Here is a 25,619-nt window from a genome sequence, read left to right as displayed (position 1 = left end):
CTTCCCTCGTCTGCCTCCGCAACGCCCGATGACGTTGTGGCGGGGCGCGTTCAGCAGCGCATGTCGGAGCTGTCGCCCGCGGGCTCGAGCTGGGTGCGTCCACCCGACAGGTGGACCGCGACGCCGGAGTCGGTGACCTGTAGTTCGGTCGCCGACATGCCGAGCGGGTAGCTCTGCAGGCTCTGGGTGAACAGGTCGACGATGCTCTGCACCAGGTCGGCGGGCAGGCCCATGCCGAGCAGTTCCGCCGACATCGTCTCCACCTGCACCGCCCCGTTCACGATCTGGGGCTTCAGCTGGAGCTGGGCGAGGCCGCCGAGCACCGACAGGGTGAGCAGGCCGGTACTCGCCGAGGAACTCACGTCACTGACCATGCTGCCGAGGGTCTCCTTGATCCCCTCGTTGCTCCACGTGACATCGGCCGAGGAACTGCCGATCTCGCCGCCACCGTGGTCGGCGAGGTCGACGTCCCGGAAGACGGCGTGCACCACCATCCCGACGGCGGGACCGAACTTGGTGTCGTCGCTGTTCACCCGCACCGAGGGCACCTTGCCGTCGATCCAGGTGATCAGCATCGGCTTGGGGCCGAAGCCGACGTCGATCTTCGATCCCATCTCCTTCTCGAACTGCGAACTGATGCACTTCGACACCGTGTGCCTGGCGTAGGCCTCGCCGCCGACCAGGATCGTGGCGAGCAGAACAGCTACCACGGTCAGGGCGATCAGCAGGGCTCGCCGGTTGATCGTCTTGGTGGAGGTTGTGTTCGTACTCATGGCGAAAATTCTTCCCGACCTTTCTGTGCCGTCTCTGAGGAGGCAGTGAGGGGTTCGAATGTGACATGCAGCACAAAAACCGAGCGTAGCCTGATGCCCATGGCTGGCGATGTGGCAAGCCGCGCGATCGGATCCGCGGAACAAGGATGGCGTGTTCTGCGCCGCTGGGCCGGTCGGCACGCCGGTTTCTTCACGACTCGGCAGGTACTGCGCACGGGGTGTGGGGCGCGAGTGCGGGCAGCTCTCGGCGACGGTTCGGTGACCAGGGCAGGAACCGGCATGCTGCGGCTGGCCGGGTGGCCGGAAGGTCCGCTCGACGAATACGCGATGTGGGCTGCCTGGTTCGACGGCGCCGCGGTGGTCTCCCATCAGAGTGCGGCGGAGCTGCACGGGCTCGGCAGCCTCGCCCCGCGGTTCCTGCACCTGTCCGTGCGCGCGGGACGTCCACCGGTGACGCCGCGGCTGGCGGTCGTGCGCCGGTCGCTGGTCGGCGCCGACGTGGAATCGGCGGGCCCGTTCCTGGTGACGACGCCGGTGCGCACGGTGCTGGACCTGGCCGAGGGCGATATCGGGCAGGCGGCGTTGAACGAGGTGGTCGCCGACGCGGTCGCCATCGACCGCTGCGCGGGCCGGGAGATCACCGACGCGGGAGCGCGCCTCTCGCCCCGGGCGGCGAGACGGGTGTACCAGGCGCTAGCCGTAGCGTGACGAAACTCCGGCTAGCTCGGATCGAGCGGCGCGACGGCCGACCACGGCACCGACAGCACATTGTCGCGCAGACGACGGCGGTACGGGCGGATCGGGAAGCCTTCCGCGCGCAAGGCCTGGGCAGCCGCACGCCAGCGGACACGAGGACCGAACGGCGCCATCGGCGCGGCGTGGGCCCACGCACGATCGGCTGCCGCGAGCAGCGCGTGGATGGGTTCCCCGGGGACATTGCGGTGGATCAGCGCCTTGGGCAGGCGTTCGGCGAGGTCGGAGGGCCGCTCGACGGTGAACGGATCCCAGGCCAGCGTGAGCGAGCGCGGCCCGTCCCGGTCCAGCAGGATCCACGCGCAGCGCCTGCCCAATTCGTCGCAGGTGCCGTCGACCAGCAGTCCGTCCGGCGCCAGCCCCGCCAGGACGGTCGACCACGCGTCCGGGACCGCCGATTCCGGATACTGCCGCAGCACATTGAAAGCGCGAACGAGGACCGGTCGCAGCCCCGCCAATTCGAAGCCGCCGCGTGCGAAGGTGACGCCGTCGCGGCCGGGCACCACGCGCTGCGGGTCGATCTCGAGCCCCACCACGCGCACGTCGGCGCGGATCGTGCGCAGGCGCGCCGCCAGCTCGAACGTGGTCCACGGGCTCGCGCCGTACCCGAGGTCGACCACCAGCGGATCGGGTGCGCGGGCCAGCCGGTCGGCGACGAGGTCGTCGTTGATCAGCCGGCGGTCGCTGCGGCGGAGGCGGTTGACGGCGGTGGTGCCACGGGTGATGTTGCCGACCGGTCTGGTCAGCGAGTGGGGTGCTGTTCTTCCAGCCACTTGACCGTGAACTCGGCCTCGCCGCGGAACAGGTCGACCAGGTTCACCAGCATCAGCTGCTCCAGGCGCGGCCCGACCATCGGGATGAATACCTTCGCCTCCGAGGAGAAGCGCATGGTGCAACCGGTGTCGGTGGGGAAAAGTCGGATGGTGCCGCCGAGGCTGCCTGGGCCCGCCGGAATGGCCGCCGAGTACTTGCCGGTGACCTCGTCCGGGGCGAACGGGCTGTAGGTCTCCTTGCGGGTGATCACCATGTCCTTGCGGATGACCGTCTGGGCGATCTCCGGCAGCATCTCGCGGGGCAGGATGTGGTGCAGTTCGACGTCGATCCCGCCGTCGCCCGCCTCCAGCCGGACCACCTCGTTGCCGGGCGAGTACTTCCTCATCTCCTGCATCCGCGCGTCCCAGTAATCGCGGTTCGACAGCGCCGCGTACAGCTCTTTTGTGGTGTGCAGCGGATAGCGGGCGGAGTAGTCCAATCGGCGTGCCATGGGCTCACACGTTACTGGGTGCGGCGCCGCCGACCTCGGCGGGCGGGTGGAGTGCGGACCTGCCACGAACGCGGGGACCGCACGGTGTGACGTCGGACAAACTCCGCGTTTCCCGCGTGGATCAGTGCTCCGCGAGCCAGCGGCCGGTGAATTCCGCCTCGTTCTTCAGCAGCTCGGTGAGGTGCTCCGCGATCGCCTTCTCGATCTTGCTGCCGAACAGCGGGATCTTCACCTCGATGCTGCCCTCGACCGTGGCGACGGCGCCGGAGCCGTCGGGGGCCAGCGTTACGGTGCCGCGCACCTCGGCGGGCGCGCCCTCGACGCGGGCTTCGAAGTCGGCCCGATCGCCGGTCCAGTCTTCGACGCGCGGGATGATCAGATCGCCGGGGCGCACCGCGGTGACCGCGGCGGGCAGCTGTTCGGCGGCGATGGCCTGCACCATCTCGACGCGCACCTGATCACCGCTGACGGTGACCGAATCCAGCCGGGCATTGGGGCCGCCGACCGCCGCGATGCGATCCTTCCAGTACTGATCGTTCGCGAACGCCGCGCGCACCGCGGCGGGCGGATGAGAGTAGCGGGCCGTGTACGCCAGCGGTGTAGCCATGGGTGCACACGCTACCGTGCAGCGCCGGAGCCACACGAGTGGTGTTGTCCGATCCGCTCGCGGCCGAACGACGCCCCCGCGGCCATCGGCGCGCTTGCTATCGGGTGGCGCTCGTGCCGTCCGAGTGGTGCCATCCGATCCGCCGCGAGAGGAATACACCAGCGTGTAGCCGTCAGCACGCACGCTACCGTTTAGCACCGTGCGAACTTCACGAGTTGTGCCGTCGGACCTCCTCGCCGGTACCGGTGCGCGGCTGCGCGCCGACGTGCGGCTGGCGGAGCTGACCACACTGCGGGTCGGCGGCCCCGCCCTGGTCGCCGAATGCGCGACGACCGAGGCCCTGGTCGCGACGGTGCGCGCGCTGGACGCGGCGGGCGTCCCGGTCCTGCTGCTCGCGGGTGGCTCCAATCTGCTCATCAGCGACGACGGCTTCGACGGCGTGGTGGTCCGGATCGCCACCACCGGCGTCGAGATCGGCGACGGCGGTGTGATCGCCGAGGCGGGCGCGAACTGGGACGCCGTGGTGCGCGCGACGGTCGACGCCGGTCTCGGGGGACTGGAGTGCCTGTCGGGCATTCCCGGTTCGGCGGGCGCGACGCCCGTGCAGAACGTGGGCGCCTACGGCGCGGAAGTGGCGGGCCTGCTGCGCCGGGTGCGCCTGCTGGACCGCGCGAGCGGGGAGATTCGCTGGGTGGAGCCCGGCGAACTCGGCTTCGGTTATCGCACCAGCGTGCTCAAGCACCGTGACGACGCCGTCGTGCTCGCGGTCGAGTTCGCGCTGCGCCCGGACGGTTCCAGCGTGCCGCTGCGTTACGGCGAACTGGCCTCGGTGCTTGGTGCGGGGGACGGGGAGACCCGGCCCGCGGCGCAGGTCCGGGACGCGGTGCTGCGGTTGCGCGCGGGCAAAGGCATGGTGCTCGATCCCACCGACCACGACACCTGGAGTGCGGGTTCGTTTTTCACCAACCCGGTCGTCGCGCCGGAGCGGGTGGCGCAGGTGCGCGCCGCGATCGCCGCGCACCTGGGCGATGTCGCGGTGCCGACCTACCCGGCGCCGGACGGGGTCAAGTTCTCGGCGGGCTGGCTGATCGAGCGCGCGGGTTTCGCCAAGGGCTTCCCCGGCGCCGGAGCTCCCGCTCGGCTGTCGACGAAACACACACTGGCGCTGACCAATCGCGGCGCCGCCGGTGCCGCCGATCTGGTGGCGCTGGCCCGGACGGTCCGCGACGGCGTCGCCGAGCGCTTCGGGATCCGGCTGGAGCCGGAGCCGGTCACCGTGGGCGTCACGCTCTGACGCTGAGGCCGACACCACACGCCGCGGAAACGAGACCGGCCGCGCGCCGCGCGTAGATTCGACGAAGTGAACCACCGTCCGATGATCCGCCGATCGGTTGCCGTGGCGTCGGCCGTCCTGCTGGTGGTCGTCGCCCTGGTGGCCGGTTGCACGATAGACCGTGACTCCGGCCCGTCGAGTCGCGACTCCGGCCCGATCGCCAAAGTGAAGTTGACCCCCGCCGACGACGACGCCGACGTCAACCCGACCGCCCCGGTCTCGGTGACGATCAGCGACGGCACCATCGATCAGGTCGCGCTGACCAATGCCGCGGGCAAGCAGGTCCGCGGTGAGCTCGCTCCGGATCGGCGCGGCTACACCATCACCGAGCCGCTCGGCTACGACGCCACCTACACCTGGTCGGGCACCGCCGTCGGCACCGATGGCAAGCCGATCCCGATCGATGGCTCGTTCCGCACCCTCGCGCCCAAGAACACCGTCCCCGCGACCCTGAACATCGGTGACAACCAGGAGGTCGGCATCGCGGCGCCGATCATCTTGCAGTTCAAGTCCTCGGTCGTGAACAAGGCCGCGGTGGAGAAGGCGCTCACGATCACCACCGACCCGCCCACCGAGGGCGCGTGGGCCTGGTTCCCGGACGACGGCGGCTCACGCCTGCACTGGCGTCCGAAGAACTACTGGACCCCGGGGACGAGCGTGCACGTCTCGGCCCGGCTCTACGGACTGGACCTGGGCGCGGGCAACTACGGCGATTCCGATCTGACCACGGATTTCCGCGTCGGCCGCAGCCAGATCGTGAAGGCGAGCGCTCCCAGTCACCGCATCCAGGTGGTGCGTGACGGGCGGACCGTGTTCGATCTCGCGGCCAGTTACGGCGAGGGCAACGAACCGCGCAACGTGACCCGCTCCGGCGTTCACGTGGTCACCGAGAAATACGAAGACTTCATGATGTCGAACCCGCCGTACTACACCAACGTTCGCGAACGCTGGGCGGTACGCATCTCCAACAACGGCGAATTCATCCACGCCAACCCGGAATCGCTGTCGGCGCAAGGCTCGGCGAATGTCACCAACGGGTGCATCAACCTGTCGCCCGCCGACGCGCAGGCCTATTTCCCCACGGCTTTGTACGGCGATCCGGTGGAGGTGACCGGAACCTCGATCCCGCTCTCGGCCGCCGACGGCGACCTCTACGACTGGACCATCGACTGGAGCACCTGGAAGACCATGTCGGCGTTGCAAGGCGCGCCGTCGCCCGTGGTCTCCGCCACGCCCCTGCCCCCGCAGCCCGCGGGAGCGCGCTGACCGGCTCTAGCGCGCCTTCACGTTCTGCTCTTCGAACTCGCTGTCGTCCGAGTGTTCCGCTTCGATTCTGCGGTCGGCGGATTGTTGCGCGCGAACCGCTTCGTGCCGCTCGGCGAGCAGGTCGCGGATCTCGGTCAGCAGCTCGATCTGGGTCGGTTCGGCGGCTTTGGGGGTGCCGAAGCGGTTCTTGATCGTCTTCATGGGCAGGATCAGCACGAAGTACAGCACCGCGGCGACCATGACGAAATCGATGGCGGCTGTGATGATCGGGCCGATGGCGATGAAGGTGGCGGGCTTGGAGGGGATCAGCTGAACGCCGAGCCCGAGCGCGTTGGTGCTGCCGAACACCGCGAGCAGCGGATTGACCACGCCCTTCGTCACCGAGGTCACCACGGAGGTGAACGCGGTGCCCATCACGACGGCGACCGCGAGGTCGATGACGTTCCCGCGCATCAGGAACTCTTTGAAGCCCTTGAGCATGAGCCGAACCACTCCCATCCGATGTCCTTGAACTGACGGCTCCTGGGATGCTAACGGCTCGAAACGCACAGCGAAGACCGAGCAATCCGCAGCCCCGGCTCAGGTCGCCGAAAGAGTAATGCGATTCGGCTATGAAATATTCAGGTGCGGCGGGCGAACCGCCCCGCGTCGGCCTGGTCACGCGGCTTGATGATGATCTGATCCAGGTTGACGTGCGCGGGCCGTGACGCGACGAACCCGATGACCTCCGCGATGTCCTGGGCGACCAGCGGGTCGATGCCCTCGTATACCTTTGCCGCCCGCTCGGCGTCGCCATCGAAGCGCACCAGCGAGAACTCGGTTTCCACCGCGCCGGGAGCGATCTCCGTCAGGCGTACCGGCTGCCCGAGCAGCTCACCGCGCAGGGTGCGGTGCAGCACGGCCTGCGCGTGTTTGGCGGAGGTGTAACCGGAACCGTTGTCGTAGGCGGTGAACGCGGCCACCGAGGTGACGGTGACGATCAATCCGTCGCCGGAGGCGATCAGTTTCGGCAGCAGGGTTTTGGTGACACGCAGCGTGCCGAGCACGTTGGTCTCCCACATCCAGCGCCAGTCGTCCAGGTCGGCCTCGGCCACCGGCGCCAGGCCCTTGGCGCCACCAGCGTTGTTGACCAGCACGTCGACGCGTTCGACCGCCTCGCCGAACGCGCGCACGGACTCGTCGGAGGTGACGTCGAGTTCCACTGCGGTGCCGCCGATCTCCTCGGCGAGGCGGCGCAGCCGATCGACCCGGCGCGCACCGACGTAGACGTGATAGCCCTGCTTCGCCAGCTCCCGGGCGGTGGCCTCGCCGATGCCCGAGCTGGCTCCGGTGACGACGGCGCTGCGAGTGCTCATGCCGTTAGATCCTAGGTGCGCGAGGTTTGCCCGATCGTCCGCGGTCACCGGAACGACGGTTAGCCTCGGTGGCATGGCTATTCGGGACGTGGTGAGCGCGGACGGAACGAACATCGTCTATCGGGTGAGTGGTCCGGCGCACGGTCGCCCCTTGCTGCTGATGCACGGCTGGTCGGCGAATCTGCGCTGCTGGGGTGCGGCCGCCGACGATCTCGCCGCGCGCTTCCGGGTGATCGCCGTCGACCTGCGCGGCCACGGCTACTCCGACGCGCCCGCCACGGGCTACGACGATCCGAAGAACTGGGCGGCCGACCTCGCGGCGGTACTGGCCGCCGAGGACATCGCGTCCGGCGCGGTGCTGCTCGGCTGGTCCTACGGGGGGATCGTGCTATCGGACTACTTGACCGCCTACGGCACGGACGCCGTCGCGGGCGTCGTCTACACCGGCTCGATGGCGAACATCGGCCCCGGTGTGCCGGGCGCGGCGACCGGCCGCATGATGGGCGAAGCCATACCGGGCGTCTTCGAGGAGAGCGCGGGGCGGGCCGTGCGTGCCTTCGGGGTGTTCGGCAACGCCAACACCGGACCGGGCGCGGACAAGGGGCCCGACGCGCAGCGCCTGTTCGGTGCCAGCCTCGCCACCCCGCCCGCGGTGCGCAAAGCGCTGTTCTACCGGACGGTCGACAACACCGAGACACTGCGCACGCTGGTCGTTCCCGTGCTCGTCCTGCACGGCACGGCCGACCAAGTCGTCCCGATCGAGAACGGCCGCTACATCGCCGAGGCCGTCCCGGACGCGCGCGCCTCGTTCTGGGAAGGGGCCCAGCACGGGCTGTTCATCGAGGACCGTTCCCGCTTCGTCGCCGAGGTGAGCGCCTTCGTCGACAGTCTGTGATCGGATTCACGTCCGCCCTGTGATAGCTCTCACTTGCCGCGGATAGCGTGTCTGGGCCGGGGAACGCAACGTGCACTATGGATAGTGTGAGTCAGCGCCCGGACCTACGGCCGAACCGTATCGCCGTGTTATCGGTGCACACCTCACCACTCGCGCAGCCGGGCACCGGCGACGCGGGCGGCATGAACGTCTATGTCCTGCAGACGGCCGTCGAGCTGGCCCGGCGCGGCACCGAGGTGGAGATCTTCACCCGGGCCACGTCGTCGAACGTCCCGCCCGTCCAGGAGGCCGCGCCCGGCGTGCTGGTGCGCAACGTGGTGGCAGGCCCGTTCGAGGGGCTGGACAAGCACGATCTGCCCACCCAGCTGTGCCCCTTCACTGCCGAGGTGCTGCGGCAAGAGGCCCGGCATCTGCCCGGTTACTACGACCTGGTGCATTCGCACTACTGGCTGTCCGGCCAGGTCGGCTGGCTGGCCAGGGACCGGTGGCGGGTGCCGCTGGTGCACACCGCGCACACCCTGGCGGCGGTGAAGAATTCCGCGCTGGCCGAAGGCGACTGTCCCGAACCGGTGACCCGCGAGATCGGCGAGAAACAGGTGATCGCCGAATCCGATCGGCTGGTCGCCAACACCGCCGAGGAGGCCCGCCAGCTGGTCGAGCTCTACGGCGCCGACCCGGAGCGCATCGACGTCGTACCGCCCGGCGCCGACCTGGGCCGCTACCACCCCGGCGACAAGGCGGCCGCCCGCGCTGAACTGGGGCTGGCCGCCGACGAGCGGATCGTCGCGTTCGTCGGCCGGATCCAACCGTTGAAGGCGCCCGATGTGCTGGTGCGCGCCGCGGCCGAGGTGTTGCGCGCCGACCCGGATCGCAAGCTGCGCGTGCTGATCGTGGGCGGCCCGTCCGGCAGCGGGTTGGAGCGGCCGCACGCGCTGATCGATCTGGCCGCCGAGCTGGGCATCGCCGCACGGGTCAGCTTCCTGCCCCCGCAGCCACCGCAGCGGCTGGTGCAGGTCTACCGCGCCGCCGACCTGGTCGCGGTGCCGAGCTACAACGAGTCCTTCGGGCTGGTCGCCATCGAGGCGCAGGCCAGCGGCACACCGGTGCTGGCCGCCGACGTCGGTGGTCTCGGCACGGCCGTGCGACACGATGTCTCCGGTCTGCTGGTCCCTGGGCACCGCACCGCGGACTGGGCGAACGCGCTGGGTCTGCTGCTGGACGACCCCGACCGCCTGCACCGGATGAGCGAACAGGCCGTCGCGCACGCGGCCAACTTCTCCTGGGCGCACACCGCCGACGGGCTGCTGGCCAGCTACGCCGCGGCCCTGGCCGGTTTCCGGGAGGAGCGGACGGCGCTGGGCGGCCGCGGCTTGGCGCACAGCGTGGTGCGGGAGGATGCGTACGATTCGGACTCCGCCGACCGCACCGGCCCGGCCGGGGAGCGGACGGCGGCCCTGCTCGGTGAGACCAGCCAGGCCAGATCACGGGCGCTGTGGCGGCGCCGGATGGGAGTACGCCGGTGAACGAGGTGCAGGCGACCGCGCAACTCATCGACGAGACGCTGCGCGACAGGGAGATCGAGTACACCCGGCCGGGCGAGGAGACCTTCGTCGTCGTCCTGCCCGGTGAGCGCAAACTCAAGACCACGGTGATGCTCACGGTGGGCAAGCACGGTGTCCGGGTCGAAGCGTTCGTCTGCCGAAAGCCGGACGAGAACTTCGAAGGTGTCTACAGGTTCCTGCTGCGCCGCAACCGCAGGCTCTACGCCGTCGCCTACACCCTCGACCGGGTCGGCGACATCTATCTGGTCGGCCGCCTGTCCGCGCACGCCGTCACCCCTGACGAACTGGACCGGGTGTTCGGGCAGATTCTCGAGGCCGTCGACGCCGACTTCAACGTGCTGCTGGAACTCGGTTTCGCCGAATCGATCCGGCGGGAATGGAAGTGGCGCGTCTCGCGCGGTGAATCGTTGCAGAACCTGCGCGCTTTCGAGCATCTGGTCGACTCCGCCGACAAGCCCTGACCGGTCGCCGGATCCGGCCCGCCGTGGCACCGACCGGGTGACAATCGCAGTCGGCTCGGCTCGGCTCGGCGAAGGGACACGACGTTGGCGATTCTCGCTCTGGACATCGGCGCGACCAAGTTCGCGGCCGGAGTGGTTGGCCCCGGTCCCGAGGTGCGCGAGGTACGCCGGGTGGACGTGCCGGACGCGGGTGTATGGGAGGCCTGTCGGGAACTGCTGCTCGCGGTGTCGGGGGCCGAACCGGTCAGCGCCGTGGGGATCGGCGCGGCTGGTCCGGTGGACGTGCGGGCCGGCGTCACCGGTCCGTTGAACATTCCGGAGTGGAAAGCGGGCTTCCCGGTGGTCGCCGCCGTGCGAGAGCTGTTCCCGGCCGCCACGATTCGCTTCGCCATCGACGGCGCCTGTCTCGCGCTGGCCGAACACCGCCTCGGCGCGCTGCGCGGAGTGCCCGACGCGCTGGCCATGACGGTGTCGTCGGGGATCGGCGGTGGGATCGTCGCCGACGGAAAGGTGCTGCTCGGGCGCACCGGTAACGCGGGCCACGTGGGGCATATCGTCGTGCCCGGCTGGGACACACCCTGCGGATGCGGCGGCCGCGGCTGCGTCGAGGCGATCGCGAGCGGCATGTCGTCGGTGCGCTGGGCGCGCGACCAGGGCTGGTCCGGCGGCACGGGTGCGCGACTGGCCGCGGACGCGCGCGCGGGTGACCAGATCGCGGTCGCCGCCCTGCACCGGGCGGGCACCGCGCTCGGCACGGCGATCGCCTCGGCCGCCGCCCTGCTCGACGTCGACCGGGTGGTGATCGGCGGCGGGTTCGCGCAATCCGGTGCGCCGCTGTGGGATCCGTTGCGCGCCGCGGTGGCCGCGCACGCCGGGCTGAATTTCCTGCGCGGCCTGCGGGTGGAACTCTCCGCGATCACCGAGGGCGCGACGCTGGTGGGCGCGGGCGTGCTCGCCACCGATGAACCGGTCTGACATCGCGCTTTGCCGCGTAGGCGGTGGCGCAGGGGCGGGAACCGATGCGACCCGGCCGGGCGCGCATGGGAGGATGGCCGCATGACGTACACCCTCGTGCTGCTGCGCCACGGCGAAAGCGAATGGAACGCCCTGAACCTGTTCACCGGCTGGGTGGACGTGCATCTGACCGACAAGGGCATCGCCGAGGGCAAGCGCGCCGGGGAGCTGCTGGCCGAGCACGGCATCCTGCCGGACGTCGTCTACACCTCCCTGCTGCGCCGGGCGATCTCCACCGCGAACATCGCGCTGGACGCCGCCGACCGGCACTGGATCCCGGTGATCCGGGACTGGCGGCTCAACGAGCGCCACTACGGTGAGCTGCAAGGCAAGAACAAGGCGCAGGTCCGGGAGAAGTACGGCGACGAGCAGTTCATGCTGTGGCGCCGCAGCTACGACACCCCGCCGCCGCCGATCGACCCGGCCAACGAGTACAGCCAGGAAGGCGATCCGCGCTACGCGGGCATCGATGTCCCGAAGACCGAATGCCTGCTCGACGTGGTCAACCGGATGGTTCCGTACTGGGAGTCGACCATCTCCAAGGACCTGCTGTCCGGCAAGACCGTGCTGGTCGCCGCGCACGGCAACTCGCTGCGCGCCCTGGTCAAGCACCTCGACCAGATCTCCGACGAGGACATCGCGGGCCTGAACATCCCCACCGGGATCCCGCTGCGGTACGAGCTGGACGAGGACCTCCGCCCGGTGCGCCCGCACGAGTACCTCGACCCCGAGGCGGCCGCCGCTGGCGCCGCCGCCGTCGCCGGTCAGGGCGGCAAATAGTCGGCACATCGCGAACTACGTAACGCGCTGTCACCCGTTCGGGTGGCAGCGCGTTGTCGTTTCGGACGCGGGTTCAGGGTGTTGCGGGCGACACGCCGGTAGAGGGGCCATCGAACGGTGCTACAGCATCAGCCGATTAAGTTACCCACTGTTTTTACCGGCAAGTAGGTCGGTACACTCTGGTCGTTCGACCAGCCGAGAGGTGGATCACGTCCGATGAAGCACGCGTTGCGGGCCACGGTGGCGGCAGTTGCCGTCACGATGCTCGTCCCCTTCCTCGCAGGCGGCGCGGATGCCGTCGCGCCGCCCACCGGCCCGGACGGCGGCGCCGCCGGAGCGGACTGGGCGGCCACGCAAGACGGCCCCCAGCAGTACCCGGGCATCAACATCCAATGGGACGTCCCCATCACGATGAGTGACGGGACCGTCCTGAAGGGCAACGTCTACCGCCCCGCGGACGCCTCCGGCCGACCCATCGATACGCCCACGCCGACGATCGTCAACCTCACGCCCTACACCAAGCTGGTGTCGAACCTGGCCGATCACGCGCAGTCGATTCCCGGCCTGTCCGACGCGCTGATCGAGTTCTTCCGCCAGATCGACATGAGCGGCACCCCGCTGTCCGGCGTCACCGATCTGACCAAGGCGTTCGGCGGCGGCGAACTGCGCAACTTCACCGTCGACCGGCAGCTGATCAAGAGCGGCTACTCGCAGGTGGTCGTCGACGTGCGCGGCACCGGTTTCTCCCAGGGCGTCTGGGACATGCTGCGCGACCGCGAGCAGCAGGACACGGTCGAGGTGATCGACTGGGCGTCCCGGCAGCCGTGGTCCAACGGCCGGATCGGCATGAACGGCATCTCCTACTCCGGGATCAATCAGGTGCAGGCTGCCGAGCAGCGCCCACCCGCCTTGCAGGCGATCTTCCCGGTGGTGCCGGGCAGCGACCTGGTCAACGACGTGCTCGCGCCCGGTGGCGGCTTCGGTTTCAACTTCATCCCGCTGTGGCTGACCGCGATCAACGGCCTCAAGCTGATTCCCGATCTGGCTTCGGTGCTCAACGGGCAGCTGGACACCACGTGGCTGGCCGATCGCGCCCGAGATCCGTTGACATTCATGGACGTCCTGCTGAACGTCTACACCACCGCGCGCCTGGAGGATCTCGACCCGCGCGCCAAGGAACTGCTGACCGACGGTTCCCGGCCGCGTCAGGACTGGCTCGGTGACCCGAGCGGGATCCGGACGCCGACCTTCGTCACCGGCGGTTGGCACGACCTGTTCGCCTACTCGGAATCCAAGATCTACAACGAGATTCCGCTGCCGCCGGGCCAGAAGCAATTGCTGATGGGCAACACCTACCACCTCAATTCGGGCAACGAGTACGGCAGGCCTGGTCTGCCGCCGCGGCTGGACGTGTTGCAGCGCGCGTGGTTCGACAAGTGGCTCAAGGACGTCGACAACGGCATCGACCGGTACGGCCCGATCACTTTGCGCCAGCAGGGTGGCGGCTGGATCACCACCGACTCGTTCGCCGCCCCGGCTCCCGCGGCGGAGGCGCAACAGGCGGTGCACCGCAGGATGTATCTGTCCGCCGCGCCCAGCGGCACCGCCAACAGTGTCCACGACGGTTCGCTCAGCCCCGAGGACAGCGGCGAACCCGCTCGCCTGACCGTCGCGCCCGGCCTGACCAGCCTGTGCTCCAACGATGCCGCGCAGGGCACCGCCGGCGTGCTCTCGGTGATCGACGGTTGCGCCAAGGACTCCAGGGTCGAGGAGCTGAACGGCTTGACCTTCACCAGTGCTCCGGTCGCCGAGCCGACCTCGATCTCCGGGCGGATCGCGGTGCGGCTCAACACCGTGCAGGACGCGGCCGACGGCTATTGGGTGGTCACCGTGAACGACGTCGCGCCGGACGGGCAGTCCAGCGTGCTGTCGTCGGGGCAGCTCATGGCTTCGCTGCGGGCGATCGACGACGCGAACAGCAGCAAGTCGGCCAACGGCGACTACACCGATCCGCGGCCGTTCACTTCGCTGGAGCAGCGGCAGCCGACGGTCCCCGGCGAGGCGACCACGCTGGACATCGCGCTGCCCGCCACCGAGGCGCTCTTGCAGCCGGGCCACCGCCTGCGCGTCGACGTGTACGCGGGCAACTTCCCCAAGGGCCTGCCCATCCTGCCGATGCTGATCGACACCGGTCTGCGGCCACAGCATCTGGAGCTGGATCCCGCCCGTCCGAGCTTCGTCAACATCCCGGTCAGAGGAAATCCGGGCTGGTAGATCCGGGCGTGTGCCCTTCGCGCATCATGATCGACGCCGCGGGGTATGGGCGAGGGCACACGCTCCGATCGAAGGTCCGGCGAACCGGATCGAAAAAATCTCGGCGCGTCTGTCGATCTCCGAAGGCCCTCGTTCGACCTATGGGTGAGAGGGTCCGGAGAGGGACCCGGACAGCCAGGGAGACAACCATGAAGTACATGCTGATCATGCGCGCCACCGACGAGGCCTACGCGGGGATGGTGAACACCGACTTCGACCAGCTGCTCGACACCATGGGCAAGTTCAACGACGAGCTGATCCGGGCGGGCGTGCTGCTCGCGGCGGAGGGGTTGGAGGACGCCGCCGAGGGCGTGGTCGTCGACTACTCCTCCGAGACACCCGTCGTCACCGACGGCCCGTACGGCGAGACCAAGGAGCTGTTCGGCGGGTTCTACATCCTCAACGTGGCCTCGAGGGAGGAGGCGATCGAATGGGCCAAGCGGATGCCGATGACCGGTCCCGGCTTCAAGACCGAGATCCGCCGGGTTCCGACGATCGACGAGTTCCCGCAGGACAACGTGTGGATTCAGAAGGAGCGGGCGTGGCGCGAGGCCACCGGCCAGCTCTGAGCGGACCGAGCGGCGATGGGCGACCACACCGGCCGTGAGGCCGTCGGCGCGGTCTGGCGGATCGAGTCGGCCCGGATCGTCGGCGCGCTCGCGCGGTATACCGGAGACTTCGCGCTGGCCGAGGATTTGGCGCAGGAGGCGCTGGCCGAGGCGCTCGTGACCTGGCCGCGCGACGGCGTGCCGCGCAATCCCGCCGGGTGGTTGCTCACCGTCGGCCGCCGCCGCGCGATCGACGCGTTCCGGCGGCGCTCCGCCCTCGACGAGCGGTACACCGCCCTCGCCCGGGATCTGGGCGAGGGCGGCGCCGTCTCGGGAGCAGCGCCGGCCGATCCGGCCCGGGACGCCGAGAATGTGCTGTGGGATCCGGACCGGATCGATGACGACCTGCTCGCGCTGATGTTCATCTCCTGCCATCCCGTGCTGTCGCGGGAGGCGCGGGTCGCGCTCACCCTGCGTGTGGTCGGCGGTCTGACCAGCGACGAGATCGCCAAGGCTTTCCTCGTTCCGGCCGCCACCGTGCAGGCCAGGATCACCCGGGCGAAGAAGACCCTCGCGGCGGCCAGGGTGCCTTTCGAGGTGCCACCGGCCGAGCAGCGCACCGAGCGCCTCGGCTCGGTGCTCAGCGTGGTCTACCTGATCTTCACCGAGGGATCATCGGCCAGTTCCGGCGCGGACCTGATCCGGCTCGACCTCGCCGGCGGAGCACTGCGCCTGGCCCGGGTACTCACCCGGTTGGTGCCGGAGGCGCCCGAGACGCACGGCCTGCTGGCGCTGCTCGAGCTGACCACGGCGCGATTCCCCGCCCGCACCGGCCCGGACGGCGAGCCGGTGCTCCTCGAGCACCAGGACCGCCGCCGCTGGGACCGCGCCGCCATCCGCCGGGGCCGAGCCGCCTTGGCCCGCGCCGAGCAGGTCGGCCGAGGACTGGGCGCGTACGGGTTGCAGGCGGCGATCGCCGAATGCCATGCCGTGGCCCCATCGGTCGAGGCGACGAACTGGGAGCGGATCGTGCTCATCTACGAGGCGCTCGGCAGGCTCGCGCCCTCGCCGGTGGTCGACCTCAACCGGGCGGTGGCCGTCTCGATGGCGCGCGGGCCCGCCGCGGCGCTGCCGATCGTGGACGAACTCGCCGCCGCCGCGGCGCTGTCGCAGTGGCACTTGCTGCCGAGCGTTCGTGGGGAACTGCTCGTCCGGCTGGGACGCACGAAGGAGGCGCGCACCGAACTGGAGCGCGCCATCGATCTGTGCGGCAACCAGCGCGAGCGGGCGGTGTTGGAGCGCAAGCTCGCCGACCTCGGCTCGGTCGATCCGGCCTGATTCCCGGCCGGTCAGTCGGTGACGGCGAACGCGGCGTCCACCGGCGGGAACATCGCGCGGACGTCGTGTCCGGCGAACCAGAGGCCGACGGTGAACACCGATACAGCTTCCAGATAGCGGGCCCGGTGCAGCCCGCCCGCCGGGATCGGTTGCAGCCCGAGGTCTTCGGCCAGCGCCGCGACCGCTCGCACCGCCGCCTCGTCGTCGCCGCACAGCGGCATCGCCAGGCGGCTGCCGTCGAAGATCCGCTCCTTCGCCTCCCATACCTCAGCGGCACAGAGGTTGAACGCCTTCACCACGTGCGCGCCGGGCGCCTGCGCCGCGATCCCCTCCGCGACAGCGTCTTCGGTGAGCACGAACGCGGTGGTTCCCTCGGGTGCCGCGGCATCCGGTGCGAAGGCGTTCGTACAGTCGACGATCGTGCGGCCGGCCAGCAGGGTCCCGACGGCGTGCAGCACCTCCGGCAACGCCTGGACCGGCAACGCGAGCACGACGACATCGCCGAATCCGGCCGCCTCCCTGATCGTTCCGGCCCGCGCGCCGATCGTGGCGGCCAGTTCTCCTGCGGCGGTGGCGGAACGGGCGCCGACGAGCACCTCGTGACCGGCCGTGCTCCAGCCGCCGCCGAGCGCCCGCGCCATCGCGCCCGCGCCGATGATTCCGATTCGCATTGCAACTCCTGACTCGACAGTGTTCGCTCACCACGCTAGGAATCCCGATGGGCACTCCGGGGTGCGCGACGGCGCTGGCAAGCTGGAACGGTGAGCACGGCACCGATCGAACCGGTCACCGCCGAGCGGGTGGAGTTCGCGCCGTACGGCGACTTCGAATCCGATTGCCCCGCGCGGATGGGTGTGGACATCTTCGGCAACTCCTGGTTGCCGGTGATCGTGTACATGCTGCGCGAGGGGCCCATGCGGCCCGGCGAGCTGCGCGCGGCCATCGGCGGGATCAGCCAGAAGATGCTGACGCAGACGCTGCGCCGGATGGAGCGGATGACGCTGGTAAGCCGTCACCGCTATGCCGAGGCGCCGCCGCGAGTCGAATACGAGCTGACCGCCGCGGGCACGGACCTGCTGATCCCGATCTACGCCCTCGGTGACTGGGTGGACAAGCACGGTCGCGCCGTGAACGAGGCGCTCGCCGGGGCCGAGGACGAAGCAGACTGACCGCCCGGTGAATACGTTGCCAGTACCCCATGCCGAACAGTGCGTAAACATGCGGCTAACGGGGCCGGAAGGGCCTGTGACCTGCGCGAAACTTCACGTACCCGGCGGTGGCCTACTGGTCGGCGACCGTACGATTCAAGTGTGAGTGTTCCCCAGGCCGTGCTGCTGGCCATCTTGGCGGCTGTCGTCGGCCTGGCAGTCGGCGGGCTATTGATCCCGTATGTGAATGCCAGGCAGGCCGCGCGCAGGCAGGCCGACTCCGGTCTCACCATGTCCCAGGTCCTCGACCTGATCGTGCTCGCCTCCGAGAGCGGTATCGCGGTAGTCGACGAATACCGCGACGTCGTGCTGGTCAACCCGCGCGCGGAGGAGCTCGGGCTGGTCCGCAATCGCCTGCTCGATGAGCGCGCCTGGGCCGCGGTGGAGAAGGTGCTTGCCACCGGCGAATCCGCCGAGTTCGACCTCACCGCGAAGAATCCGGTCCCCGGCCGGGGCCGCATCGCGGTACGCGGCGTCGCCAGGCAACTGTCGCGCGAGGAGACCACCTTCACCGTGCTGTTCGCCGACGACGATTCCGAACAGGCCCGCATGGAGGCCACTCGCCGCGACTTCGTCGCAAACGTCAGCCACGAGCTCAAGACCCCGGTCGGCGCGATGAGCCTGCTCGCCGAGGCTCTCCTGGAATCCGCCGAGGACCCCGACGCCGTGCGACACTTCGGTCAGCGCGTGCTCGGCGAATCGCGCCGCCTCGGCAAGATGGTGACCGAGCTGATCGCTCTCTCCCGCCTGCAGGGCGCGGAGAAACTGCCCGAACTCGAGGTGGTGGACGTGGACACCGTGGTCACGCAGGCGGTCGATCGTTCCCGCACCGCCGCCGAAGCCGCCGGGATCACGGTCAGCACCGACCGCCCGAGCGGGCTCGAGGTGCTCGGTGACGAAACCCTGCTGGTCACCGCCCTGTCCAACCTGGTGGAGAACGCGATCGCCTACTCACCGGCCGGTTCGCACGTGTCGGTGAGCCGCTCGCTGCGCGGCGATCACGTGGCGATGGCGGTCACCGACCGCGGCATCGGCATCGCCAAGGAGGACCAGGAGCGGGTGTTCGAGCGATTCTTCCGGTCCGACAAGGCGCGTTCGCGTCAGACGGGCGGCACCGGACTGGGCCTGGCTATCGTCAAACACGTGGCCGCCAACCACAACGGAGAAATCACCCTGTGGAGCAAGTTGGGCACCGGATCGACGTTCACCTTGCGCATACCCGCCCACCACGAAGCAGGCGCCGACGACGACCACGACGGCGCCGTGGTGAGCACGATAGAAATAAGCCCGCGTCCTACCGGACCGGGCCGACCGAATGGTGTGGAGGCACGCAGATGACGAGTGTTCTGATCGTCGAGGATGAGGAGTCGCTGGCCGATCCGCTCGCGTTCCTGCTGCGCAAGGAGGGTTTCGAGGTCACCGTGGTCGGTGACGGGCCGTCCGCGCTCGCCGAGTTCGACCGGTCCGGGGCGGACATCGTCCTGCTCGACCTCATGCTGCCCGGGATGAGCGGCACCGACGTGTGCAAGCAGTTGCGCACCCGCAGCGGCGTCCCGGTGATCATGGTCACCGCGCGCGACAGCGAGATCGACAAGGTGGTCGGCCTGGAGCTGGGCGCCGACGACTACGTCACCAAGCCGTATTCCGCACGCGAACTCATCGCGCGCATCCGCGCCGTGCTGCGCCGCGGCGCGGGCGACGAACTGGACGGCACCAACGAGAGCGGCGTGCTGGAAGCCGGTCCGGTCCGGATGGACGTGGACCGGCACACCGTGATGGTGAACGGCAAGCCGGTCACGTTGCCGCTCAAGGAGTTCGATCTGCTCGAATACCTGCTGCGCAATTCCGGGCGGGTGCTCACCCGCGGTCAGTTGATCGACCGCGTGTGGGGCGCCGACTACGTCGGCGACACCAAGACTTTGGATGTGCACGTCAAGCGACTGCGCTCGAAGATCGAGGCGGACCCGGCCAAGCCGGAACACCTGGTCACCGTGCGCGGCCTCGGCTACAAACTGGAGGCATGACCGCCCGCGCGGCGCGGAACACGAACGGCCGAGAGCACTGCGGTGCTCTCGGCCGTCGCGTCGGCGGATGTCAGGGGAAGTAGATCCAGGTGGTGCCGAGCGGGGTCTCGGTCTTCTGCAGGGTGATCCAGCCCAGATCGTCTTCCTGCATGCAGTCGTAGAGGTCGGCGGTGTTGGTGCCGCGGCAGGCGATGGTGTGCGAGGTGCCGTACGGGCTGGCGATCAGGAGTTTGCCCGCGGCCTTGGCGTTGACCGCCGCCGGATCGGTAGCCGCCACGAACTCCGTGGTGAAGTCGTAGAACTTGTGCGGGTCGCCGTTCGGCTCCGCGTGGGCTACTCCGGTCAGCGAGAGGGCGGCGCCCAGGGCGATGGTCGCCGCGGTGAGAACTTTCTTGGACATAACGGCACATCAAACCCCATCGGAGTGAAGCGCGCATGGCGACGGGGTGAACCACGCGCGGTAGCGCGCGGCGAACGGCCGCCCTATCGGGCGCTCGGTCGGCAAACGATCAGGCGAGCGGATCCGTGGAATCGGGCATCCGCTCGGCATGCACCGTCGCCGGATGGATGGCGATCAGGCCGAGGCCCTCGCGGCGCTTGCAATGCCTGGCCAGCTCCGCGTAGGCGGGCGCGCCGATCAGTTCGGTCAGCTCGGGGCCGTAGGACTGCCAGACCGGCTTGCTGCCGACGTGCGCGTCGGGGGAGCCGGAGCAGTACCAGTCCAGATCGGCGCCGCCGGGCCCCCAGCCGCGGCGGTCGTACTCGGTGATCACGGTGCGCAGGATCTGCACGCCGTCGGGCCGGTCCACCCAGTCCTGGGTGCGGCGGATCGGCAGCTGCCAGCACACGTCCGGCTTCACCTCCAGCGGCTCGATGCCGCGCCGCAGCGCCATGGTGTGCAGGGCGCAGCCGACGCCCCCCGCGAAGCCGGGGCGATTCAGGAAGATGCAGGCGCCCTCGAACCGGCGTGTGCGCAGCGCGGGCTCGTCGTCCAACTCGTCGAGTTCCAGGTAACCGCCCCTGGTGATCTTGCCCTGCGCGTTGGTCGCCTCGCCGCGCAGCTGCCAGTCCTGGGGTGTGAGCATCTTCACAGCGCGACTCAGCCGTTTCCGGTCGTCCTCGTCGGAGAGGAACGCGCCGTGCGAGCAGCAGCCGTCATCCGGCCGGTCGGACAGGATGCCCTGACAGGCGGGGGTGCCGAACACGCACGTCCACCTCGACAGCAGCCAGGTCAGATCGGCGACGATCAGATGCTCGTCGTTTGCCGGATCGACGAACTCGATCCACTCCCGGGGAAAGTCGGGATCGACTTCGGGGGCTGGGTCGATCTTCCCCGCTGGTCGGGGCCGGGTCTGGCTGCTCTGGGATGCGCCTACCGTCACGAAATAGGACGCTAACAGTTCAGTCGCCTGGGTTGTAGTGCCGCGTCACCCAGTACCGTGTTCATGTGCGGCTTGGGGTACTCGATGTCGGAAGCAATACCGTTCACCTGCTCGTGGTGGACGCGCATCGTGGCGGTCACCCCCTGCCGATGAGCTCGACGAAGGCCACCTTGCGACTGGCGGAGAACATCGACGCCGCGGGTTGCATCACCGAGGCGGGCGCGCAGCGGCTGATCGACACGGTCGCCGAATTCGCCAGCATCGCCGAGACGTCCAAGTGCGTCGAACTGATGCCGTTCGCCACCTCGGCGCTGCGCGAGGCGGCAAACTCCGAAGAGGTGCTCGGCCGCGTGCGCGCCGCGACGGGCGTCGACCTGCGGGTGCTGACCGGCGTCGACGAGGCGCGGCTGACCTTTCTCGCGGTGCGCCGGTGGTACGGCTGGAGCGCCGGGCGCATTCTCAATCTGGACATCGGCGGCGGCTCGCTGGAAATGACCAACGGCGGCGACGAGGAACCCGACGTCGCGGTGTCCCTGCAGCTCGGCGCGGGCCGGTTGACCAGGGAATGGCTGCGCGAGGACCCGCCGGGCAAGCGGCGGGTGGCCGTGCTGCGCGACTGGCTCGACGCCGAGTTGGTGGTGCCTGCGAAGAAGCTGCTCGAGCCGGGCAAGCCCGATCTGGCCGTTGGCACTTCGAAGACATTCCGGTCCCTGGCCCGACTGACCGGAGCGGCGCCCTCGGCGGCGGGCCCGCGGGCGCGTCGTACACTCACGAGCTCGGGCCTGCGCCAACTGATTGCGTTCATCTCGCGAATGACGGCGGCGGACCGTGCAGAATTGGAAGGCGTAAGTTCCGATCGGTCACAGCAATTGGTGGCCGGCGCATTGGTCGCGGAGGCGAGTATGCGGGCACTTTCGCTTGATTCCTTGGAGATTTGTCCGTGGGCGCTGCGTGAAGGGCTCATCCTGCGCAAACTGGATACCGATATGAATGGTGGACCCGAAGCAACGTACTCAGCGGGCACGGCGACCGGAGACGGTCGGCCTGCGTCCGGCGGCGGCACACCCGCGCCGGGCTCGATCGGGACGGTGTCGTCATGAGTGAGGACTCCAAACAGCTGTCGGTCGCGGAACTGCTGGCACGAAACGGCCAGCAGAGCGGTGGCTCGTCCGGCGGTGGCAGGCGCCGCCGCAGTGGCCGGGGCATCTCCGTCGCCGAACTGACCGGCGACCTGCCGGTCATCCGGGAAGGCGGTGGTCACTCCGCGCACGCGGCGCCCGATGCCGGAGCGGAGGAGCCCGCCTACGCGCCGCCCTCGTTCGATCCGCCCCCGCCTGAGCCCGCGTCCTACGCGCCCGAGCCGCAGCCCGACCCGTCGTCGTATTCGCCCATGTCGGGCCCGATTTCGATGTACGACCCGCTGGCCGGCTACGCGCAGCCCGACCCGCCGCGAGCCGATCCGCCCCCCGGGCGATCCAGCCGGGTCATGCCCGGCCGGGACATGCCCTCCGCGCGGCACGGCACGTCCTACGATCCGCTGTCACCGGATACCCCGGTGTCGGACCTGTTTTCGGCGGCCCCCGGTCCGTACGTGCCCGACCTGCCGGGTGGCGTGCCCGAGACGCCTCCGCGCTCGGGGCGCAGGCGCAGGCGGGAGGAACCGGAGGAGGAGGCCACCGAGGTCCGGTCCTGGCACGAGGTCCGGCCCGAGCCGTTCGGCCGGGACCCGCTGCCCGGTCGCGGAGCAGGCGAACCGGGCCGCAACGGTCACGCGGAGTTCGACGAGCTCGGCTTCGGCCGCACGCCTCTTCCCGAGCGCAACGGCGCCAGGGGCGGTCGCGCCGCGCGGCGCAGGGCGGCGGAGGCCGCGGAAGCGGCCGAGGATCTCGGCCCGTCCACCGCGGCCTGGTCACCCGCCACCGGTGGTTTCGCCCCGGAGTCGGAACCGCTGCCCCTCCCGCCGCCCCCTGATCCGCGTCCGAAGCAGGGCAGGCCCGCGGCGCCCGAGCCGCAGCCGGATGCGCATCGAAGACCAGCTCGCCGGGAGGGCGTCGGCGAGAACGGTCTACCGGCCTGGTCCGCCCGCCGGCACAAGCCGCAGGGCGATCCCCCGCCGGAATCCGGTGGCATTCCGACGGCCGCGTGGTCGCTGGCCAACCAGGACCAGCAGTTGCTCTCCGGCCAGACGGTCGCCGGCGACCTGCTGCGCGATGGCGTCGACCGGGCCGAGCGCGGCGCTGCGCGGCGCGGCGGTCGCGCCGGTCGCGGTGGGCGCGCCGCCGAGGTGGCGGAGATGGACGGCGTCACCGACGTCTACGAGCCGATCGAGCTGGACGAGGACGACGATGACGACCTCGCCCATGAACCTCGCGCCGTCACCAGGGCGACCGCGCCGCGCCGCTCCAGGGCGGCCAAGAAGGCGGAGGACGACGAGAACCGGCGCCAGTGGATGATCCTCGGCGGTCAGAGCATCGGCGCCGCTGTCGCGGGCATGCTGCTGTTCAAAGGCTTCGAGCGCATGTGGGAGATGCTCCCGTGGGTGGCGCTGGCGCTGGCGATGATCGTGATTCTCGGTCTGGTGGCCCTCGTGCGGATTCTGCGCAGGACCGACGACATCCTCAGCACCGTGATCGCCGTGGTCGTGGGTATCTTCGTCACGCTGGGGCCGTTGGCATTTCTTCTCAGCACGAACTGAGCAGGGAGCAGTCGTGGCGAATATAGGACAGGCGAACGAGACCGGGGTGGGGTCGCGCACCGGCGCGGGCCCTCCGGAAGACGGCGGGGATCTGTCCCGGCCGAAGCCGATCCAGGTGGGCCTCTCGACCGCCTCGGTGTACCCGCAGAATACGGAGGCCGCGTTCCGGTACGCCGCCGAACTCGGTTACGACGGCGTCGAGCTGATGGTCTGGGCCGAGCCCGCGAGTCAGAGCATCGCCACCGTGCAGGCCTACTCGCGCCGATACGGTGTGCCGGTGCTCGCGCTGCACGCGCCATGCCTGTTGATCTCGCAGCGGGTGTGGGGTTCGGATCCCGTGGCGAAACTCGAGCGCAGTGTGCGTACCGCCGAGTCGCTCGGCGCGAGCACGGTGGTCGTGCACCCGCCGTTCCGCTGGCAGCGCCGCTATGCCGCCGGGTTCGCCGCGCAGGTGGCCGAGCTGGAAGACAACAGCCCGGTGATAGTCGCGGTGGAGAACATGTTCCCGATGCGGGCGGACACGCTGTTCGGCAGGCGCGAGGGCGCGGTGAAACGGCTGGAGCGGCGCGGCGGCCCGGGTCCGGCGCTCACCGCCTTCAGCCCCTCCTACGACCCGACCGACACCGGCTTCCGCCACTACACGCTGGATCTGTCGCACACCGCCACCGCCGGTGCCGACCCCTTGGCCCTGGCCGCCCGCATGGGCCCCGGTCTGGCCCATCTGCATCTGGCCGACGGCCGGGGCGCCGCGCACGACGAACATCTCGTTCCCGGCGAGGGCTCCCAGCCGTGCGTGGAGGTGTGCGCGACCCTGGTCCGCACCGGTTTCACCGGTCAGGTCGTCGCCGAGATCAATTCGCAGAACGCGCGCACCACCAAGGAGCGGGCCGACATGCTGCATCGCACGCTGGCCTTCGCGCGCAAGCATCTGGTCGTGGCCGCCGCGCCCACGCCCGCCGGCGCGAGCCGGAGATCGCCCGAACCACCGATGTGACGCTCGTCGCTACTCCGGTATGCGGCGATGCAATCCTGTCCGAGGTGCGTTGTACGCTGTACGAACCCCTCGGCGGCAGTCCGGCTACGCGGCCGCGAATGCCGCCATCGGGTGGGGTCGACGGAGGACAGGAGTGAGGATGACGACGGAGCTGACGGCCGATTTCGGCCCGGCGGCCACGACCGACGCACCGTTCAGCCGGGTGTGCGCGCTGGAAGAGGCGCCGCCCACCACCCCGGGAACCGGCCGCTATCTGGGCATCATCGACGACATCTGGACCATCGGCCCGAAGGTGCACGGCGGGACGATGGTCGCCGCGAGCGCGGCAGCGGCGACGAATTGGCTGCGTGCGTCCGATCCGGCGCTGGTCGGCATGGCGCCGATCGCCGCCAGTTCCGATTTCCTCGGCGCCCCCAACCCCGGTGAGGTCGAATACGAGGTGCGGGTGCGCAAGATCGGTCGACAGATCTGCCTGGCCGACACCGACCTCGTCCAAGACGGTCGCGTCCTGGTGCGCACGGCGCTGACGTTCAGCCGCCTCGACGACGCCGACCCGATCTACGCGCCGGAGCATTCCGACATGCCCGAGCAGCCGCCCGCCGACGCCGTCGGCTATGAGCCCGGATCGACGATGGGCGAAATCGTGCACGTCGGCCGTGGCGCCGAGATTTATCTCGACCGCGAGTGGGCCCGCTTCCTCGGGGGCGCGAAGGGCGAGCCCCGGCTGCGGATGTGGATGCGCCCGAGGCCGGGCGACGAGCAGGACCCCGACGTCGCGATGTACTTCGCCATGATGAGCGCCGATATGAGTCCGCCGGTGCCGATGAACCTCGGTCACTTCGGCTGGGCCCCCACCGTGCAGATGACCACCTATCTGCGTCGCAGGCCCGCGCCGGGCTGGCTGCGGATCATCGCGACCACGCACGAGGTGGGCGGCCGCATGTTCGACGAGGACCAGCTGGTGCTCGACTCGACCGGCGCGGTCGTCGCGCAGAGTCGTCAGCTGGCGCTCGTTCCCCAGCGCTGAGCCCCGGCACGCGCCGTCTAGCCTTGA

General features: G+C 69.8%; 27 protein-coding genes. 18 read left to right on the top strand and 9 right to left on the bottom strand.

The features are described from left to right. Positions 1-50: 50 nt before the first annotated feature. Complete coding sequence (locus tag ABZ803_RS09100) at positions 51-773, bottom strand: DUF2993 domain-containing protein (RefSeq protein WP_357034540.1); 723 nt, start codon at positions 771-773, stop codon at positions 51-53. A gap of 99 nt (positions 774-872) precedes the next feature. On the opposite strand from ABZ803_RS09100, the gene ABZ803_RS09095 reads away from it, so the two are divergent. Then, positions 873-1,481 (top strand): hypothetical protein, encoded by a 609-nt coding sequence (locus ABZ803_RS09095; RefSeq protein ID WP_357034538.1) that lies wholly within the window; start codon positions 873-875, stop codon positions 1,479-1,481. An 11-nt stretch (positions 1,482-1,492) separates the two neighbouring features. On the opposite strand, the gene ABZ803_RS09090 is transcribed toward ABZ803_RS09095, so the two are convergent. The 3 genes from ABZ803_RS09090 to ABZ803_RS09080 all read right to left on the bottom strand — a co-directional run bounded on the left by ABZ803_RS09090 (position 1,493) and on the right by ABZ803_RS09080 (position 3,397). Further along, positions 1,493-2,299, bottom strand: coding sequence for a class I SAM-dependent methyltransferase (locus ABZ803_RS09090; protein WP_357034536.1), 807 nt, complete (start codon positions 2,297-2,299; stop codon positions 1,493-1,495). Continuing rightward, positions 2,269-2,790 (bottom strand): DUF2505 domain-containing protein, encoded by a 522-nt coding sequence (locus tag ABZ803_RS09085; protein ID WP_062968166.1) that lies wholly within the window; start codon positions 2,788-2,790, stop codon positions 2,269-2,271. Before ABZ803_RS09085 ends, ABZ803_RS09090 begins: the two co-directional genes overlap by 31 nt. Before the next feature lie 121 nt (positions 2,791-2,911). Then, on the bottom strand, positions 2,912-3,397 hold the full coding sequence (locus ABZ803_RS09080; RefSeq protein WP_357034534.1) for a DUF2505 domain-containing protein: 486 nt from the start codon (positions 3,395-3,397) through the stop codon (positions 2,912-2,914). Positions 3,398-3,614: 217 nt separating this feature from the next. Here ABZ803_RS09080 and ABZ803_RS09075 point away from each other — a divergent pair, with 217 nt between their 5' ends. Both ABZ803_RS09075 and ABZ803_RS09070 read left to right on the top strand, forming a co-directional pair. Continuing rightward, on the top strand, positions 3,615-4,691 hold the full coding sequence (locus ABZ803_RS09075; RefSeq protein WP_357035401.1) for a UDP-N-acetylmuramate dehydrogenase: 1,077 nt from the start codon (positions 3,615-3,617) through the stop codon (positions 4,689-4,691). 81 nt (positions 4,692-4,772) lie between these two features. Next, positions 4,773-5,996 (top strand): Ig-like domain-containing protein, encoded by a 1,224-nt coding sequence (locus ABZ803_RS09070; RefSeq protein WP_357035398.1) that lies wholly within the window; start codon positions 4,773-4,775, stop codon positions 5,994-5,996. A 6-nt stretch (positions 5,997-6,002) separates the two neighbouring features. Here ABZ803_RS09070 and mscL read toward each other — a convergent pair whose 3' ends face one another. Together mscL and ABZ803_RS09060 are read right to left on the bottom strand one after the other, a co-directional pair. After that, positions 6,003-6,494, bottom strand: a complete 492-nt coding sequence (gene mscL, locus ABZ803_RS09065; protein WP_357034532.1) for a large conductance mechanosensitive channel protein MscL — start codon at positions 6,492-6,494, stop codon at positions 6,003-6,005. Between the two features lie 122 nt (positions 6,495-6,616). Continuing rightward, entirely contained in the window at positions 6,617-7,351 is a 735-nt protein-coding gene (locus tag ABZ803_RS09060; protein WP_063051660.1) for an SDR family NAD(P)-dependent oxidoreductase, read from the bottom strand. Between the two features lie 73 nt (positions 7,352-7,424). On the opposite strand from ABZ803_RS09060, the gene ABZ803_RS09055 reads away from it, so the two are divergent. The 8 genes from ABZ803_RS09055 (at position 7,425) to ABZ803_RS09020 (ending at position 16,262) form a co-directional block, all read left to right on the top strand. Beyond that, positions 7,425-8,246, top strand: a complete 822-nt coding sequence (locus ABZ803_RS09055; protein WP_357034530.1) for an alpha/beta hydrolase — start codon at positions 7,425-7,427, stop codon at positions 8,244-8,246. Between the two features lie 77 nt (positions 8,247-8,323). Beyond that, positions 8,324-9,769, top strand: coding sequence for a D-inositol-3-phosphate glycosyltransferase (mshA, locus tag ABZ803_RS09050; RefSeq protein ID WP_357034528.1), 1,446 nt, complete (start codon positions 8,324-8,326; stop codon positions 9,767-9,769). 5 nt (positions 9,770-9,774) lie between these two features. Next, positions 9,775-10,269: a YbjN domain-containing protein gene (locus ABZ803_RS09045; RefSeq protein WP_357035395.1), complete on the top strand. Its 495-nt coding sequence runs from the start codon at positions 9,775-9,777 to the stop codon at positions 10,267-10,269. 84 nt (positions 10,270-10,353) lie between these two features. After that, positions 10,354-11,244, top strand: a complete 891-nt coding sequence (locus ABZ803_RS09040; RefSeq protein WP_357034526.1) for an ROK family protein — start codon at positions 10,354-10,356, stop codon at positions 11,242-11,244. An 81-nt stretch (positions 11,245-11,325) separates the two neighbouring features. After that, the gene (locus ABZ803_RS09035; protein WP_040870406.1) at positions 11,326-12,063 is read left to right on the top strand and encodes a phosphoglyceromutase; all 738 of its coding nucleotides are present in this window, start codon (positions 11,326-11,328) and stop codon (positions 12,061-12,063) included. A gap of 216 nt (positions 12,064-12,279) precedes the next feature. Beyond that, positions 12,280-14,337 (top strand): CocE/NonD family hydrolase, encoded by a 2,058-nt coding sequence (locus ABZ803_RS09030; protein WP_357034524.1) that lies wholly within the window; start codon positions 12,280-12,282, stop codon positions 14,335-14,337. A gap of 188 nt (positions 14,338-14,525) precedes the next feature. Beyond that, complete coding sequence (locus ABZ803_RS09025) at positions 14,526-14,945, top strand: YciI family protein (protein WP_357034522.1); 420 nt, start codon at positions 14,526-14,528, stop codon at positions 14,943-14,945. A 15-nt stretch (positions 14,946-14,960) separates the two neighbouring features. Next, positions 14,961-16,262 carry a DUF6596 domain-containing protein gene (locus tag ABZ803_RS09020; RefSeq protein ID WP_357034521.1) on the top strand — a complete coding sequence of 434 codons (1,302 nt, stop codon included), beginning with the start codon at positions 14,961-14,963 and terminating at the stop codon, positions 16,260-16,262. An 11-nt stretch (positions 16,263-16,273) separates the two neighbouring features. Here the strand turns inward: ABZ803_RS09020 and ABZ803_RS09015 are convergent, their stop codons facing one another. After that, positions 16,274-16,933 carry an NAD(P)-binding domain-containing protein gene (locus ABZ803_RS09015; RefSeq protein ID WP_357034519.1) on the bottom strand — a complete coding sequence of 220 codons (660 nt, stop codon included), beginning with the start codon at positions 16,931-16,933 and terminating at the stop codon, positions 16,274-16,276. A gap of 90 nt (positions 16,934-17,023) precedes the next feature. Between ABZ803_RS09015 and ABZ803_RS09010 the strand changes: the two genes are divergently transcribed. The 3 genes from ABZ803_RS09010 to ABZ803_RS09000 all read left to right on the top strand — a co-directional run bounded on the left by ABZ803_RS09010 (position 17,024) and on the right by ABZ803_RS09000 (position 19,494). Next, positions 17,024-17,431 (top strand): helix-turn-helix domain-containing protein, encoded by a 408-nt coding sequence (locus ABZ803_RS09010; RefSeq protein WP_357034517.1) that lies wholly within the window; start codon positions 17,024-17,026, stop codon positions 17,429-17,431. Between the two features lie 192 nt (positions 17,432-17,623). After that, positions 17,624-18,808, top strand: a complete 1,185-nt coding sequence (locus ABZ803_RS09005) for an ATP-binding protein (protein WP_357035392.1) — start codon at positions 17,624-17,626, stop codon at positions 18,806-18,808. Further along, complete coding sequence (locus ABZ803_RS09000; RefSeq protein ID WP_043733312.1) at positions 18,805-19,494, top strand: response regulator transcription factor; 690 nt, start codon at positions 18,805-18,807, stop codon at positions 19,492-19,494. The genes ABZ803_RS09005 and ABZ803_RS09000 overlap by 4 nt, the downstream gene beginning before the upstream one ends. A 70-nt stretch (positions 19,495-19,564) precedes the next feature. Here ABZ803_RS09000 and ABZ803_RS08995 read toward each other — a convergent pair whose 3' ends face one another. After that, positions 19,565-19,894, bottom strand: coding sequence for a hypothetical protein (locus ABZ803_RS08995; RefSeq protein ID WP_040870397.1), 330 nt, complete (start codon positions 19,892-19,894; stop codon positions 19,565-19,567). A 109-nt stretch (positions 19,895-20,003) separates the two neighbouring features. Next, positions 20,004-20,876: a hypothetical protein gene (locus ABZ803_RS08990; RefSeq protein WP_357034515.1), complete on the bottom strand. Its 873-nt coding sequence runs from the start codon at positions 20,874-20,876 to the stop codon at positions 20,004-20,006. Positions 20,877-20,941: 65 nt separating this feature from the next. Here ABZ803_RS08990 and ABZ803_RS08985 point away from each other — a divergent pair, with 65 nt between their 5' ends. The 4 genes from ABZ803_RS08985 (at position 20,942) to ABZ803_RS08970 (ending at position 25,592) form a co-directional block, all read left to right on the top strand. Then, on the top strand, positions 20,942-21,976 hold the full coding sequence (locus ABZ803_RS08985) for a Ppx/GppA phosphatase family protein (protein WP_051175599.1): 1,035 nt from the start codon (positions 20,942-20,944) through the stop codon (positions 21,974-21,976). After that, on the top strand, positions 21,973-23,571 hold the full coding sequence (locus tag ABZ803_RS08980; RefSeq protein ID WP_357034513.1) for a hypothetical protein: 1,599 nt from the start codon (positions 21,973-21,975) through the stop codon (positions 23,569-23,571). Before ABZ803_RS08985 ends, ABZ803_RS08980 begins: the two co-directional genes overlap by 4 nt. 115 nt (positions 23,572-23,686) lie before the next feature. Continuing rightward, complete coding sequence (locus ABZ803_RS08975; RefSeq protein ID WP_357035389.1) at positions 23,687-24,565, top strand: sugar phosphate isomerase/epimerase; 879 nt, start codon at positions 23,687-23,689, stop codon at positions 24,563-24,565. 139 nt (positions 24,566-24,704) lie between these two features. Beyond that, positions 24,705-25,592, top strand: a complete 888-nt coding sequence (locus tag ABZ803_RS08970) for a thioesterase family protein (RefSeq protein WP_357034511.1) — start codon at positions 24,705-24,707, stop codon at positions 25,590-25,592. Positions 25,593-25,619 lie beyond the last annotated feature (27 nt).

The organism is Nocardia sp. NPDC047648 (assembly GCF_040642815.1).
GTDB classification, from domain to species: Bacteria; Actinomycetota; Actinomycetes; order Mycobacteriales; family Mycobacteriaceae; genus Nocardia; species Nocardia gamkensis.
The sequence above is the reverse complement of the archived record's forward strand: the minus strand, read 5'-3'. Positions and strand labels throughout refer to the sequence as shown.

Coding starts and splice junctions, on each gene's coding strand:
- ABZ803_RS09100 (WP_357034540.1), bottom strand. CDS start 773: ATGAGTACGAACACAACCTCCACCAAGACGATCAACCGGCGAGCCCTG.
- ABZ803_RS09095 (WP_357034538.1), top strand. CDS start 873: ATGGCTGGCGATGTGGCAAGCCGCGCGATCGGATCCGCGGAACAAGGA.
- ABZ803_RS09085 (WP_062968166.1), bottom strand. CDS start 2,790: ATGGCACGCCGATTGGACTACTCCGCCCGCTATCCGCTGCACACCACA.
- ABZ803_RS09080 (WP_357034534.1), bottom strand. CDS start 3,397: ATGGCTACACCGCTGGCGTACACGGCCCGCTACTCTCATCCGCCCGCC.
- ABZ803_RS09070 (WP_357035398.1), top strand. CDS start 4,773: ATGATCCGCCGATCGGTTGCCGTGGCGTCGGCCGTCCTGCTGGTGGTC.
- mscL (WP_357034532.1), bottom strand. CDS start 6,494: ATGGGAGTGGTTCGGCTCATGCTCAAGGGCTTCAAAGAGTTCCTGATG.
- ABZ803_RS09060 (WP_063051660.1), bottom strand. CDS start 7,351: ATGAGCACTCGCAGCGCCGTCGTCACCGGAGCCAGCTCGGGCATCGGC.
- ABZ803_RS09055 (WP_357034530.1), top strand. CDS start 7,425: ATGGCTATTCGGGACGTGGTGAGCGCGGACGGAACGAACATCGTCTAT.
- mshA (WP_357034528.1), top strand. CDS start 8,324: ATGGATAGTGTGAGTCAGCGCCCGGACCTACGGCCGAACCGTATCGCC.
- ABZ803_RS09035 (WP_040870406.1), top strand. CDS start 11,326: ATGACGTACACCCTCGTGCTGCTGCGCCACGGCGAAAGCGAATGGAAC.
- ABZ803_RS09030 (WP_357034524.1), top strand. CDS start 12,280: ATGAAGCACGCGTTGCGGGCCACGGTGGCGGCAGTTGCCGTCACGATG.
- ABZ803_RS09025 (WP_357034522.1), top strand. CDS start 14,526: ATGAAGTACATGCTGATCATGCGCGCCACCGACGAGGCCTACGCGGGG.
- ABZ803_RS09020 (WP_357034521.1), top strand. CDS start 14,961: ATGGGCGACCACACCGGCCGTGAGGCCGTCGGCGCGGTCTGGCGGATC.
- ABZ803_RS09015 (WP_357034519.1), bottom strand. CDS start 16,933: ATGCGAATCGGAATCATCGGCGCGGGCGCGATGGCGCGGGCGCTCGGC.
- ABZ803_RS09000 (WP_043733312.1), top strand. CDS start 18,805: ATGACGAGTGTTCTGATCGTCGAGGATGAGGAGTCGCTGGCCGATCCG.
- ABZ803_RS08995 (WP_040870397.1), bottom strand. CDS start 19,894: ATGTCCAAGAAAGTTCTCACCGCGGCGACCATCGCCCTGGGCGCCGCC.
- ABZ803_RS08980 (WP_357034513.1), top strand. CDS start 21,973: ATGAGTGAGGACTCCAAACAGCTGTCGGTCGCGGAACTGCTGGCACGA.
- ABZ803_RS08970 (WP_357034511.1), top strand. CDS start 24,705: ATGACGACGGAGCTGACGGCCGATTTCGGCCCGGCGGCCACGACCGAC.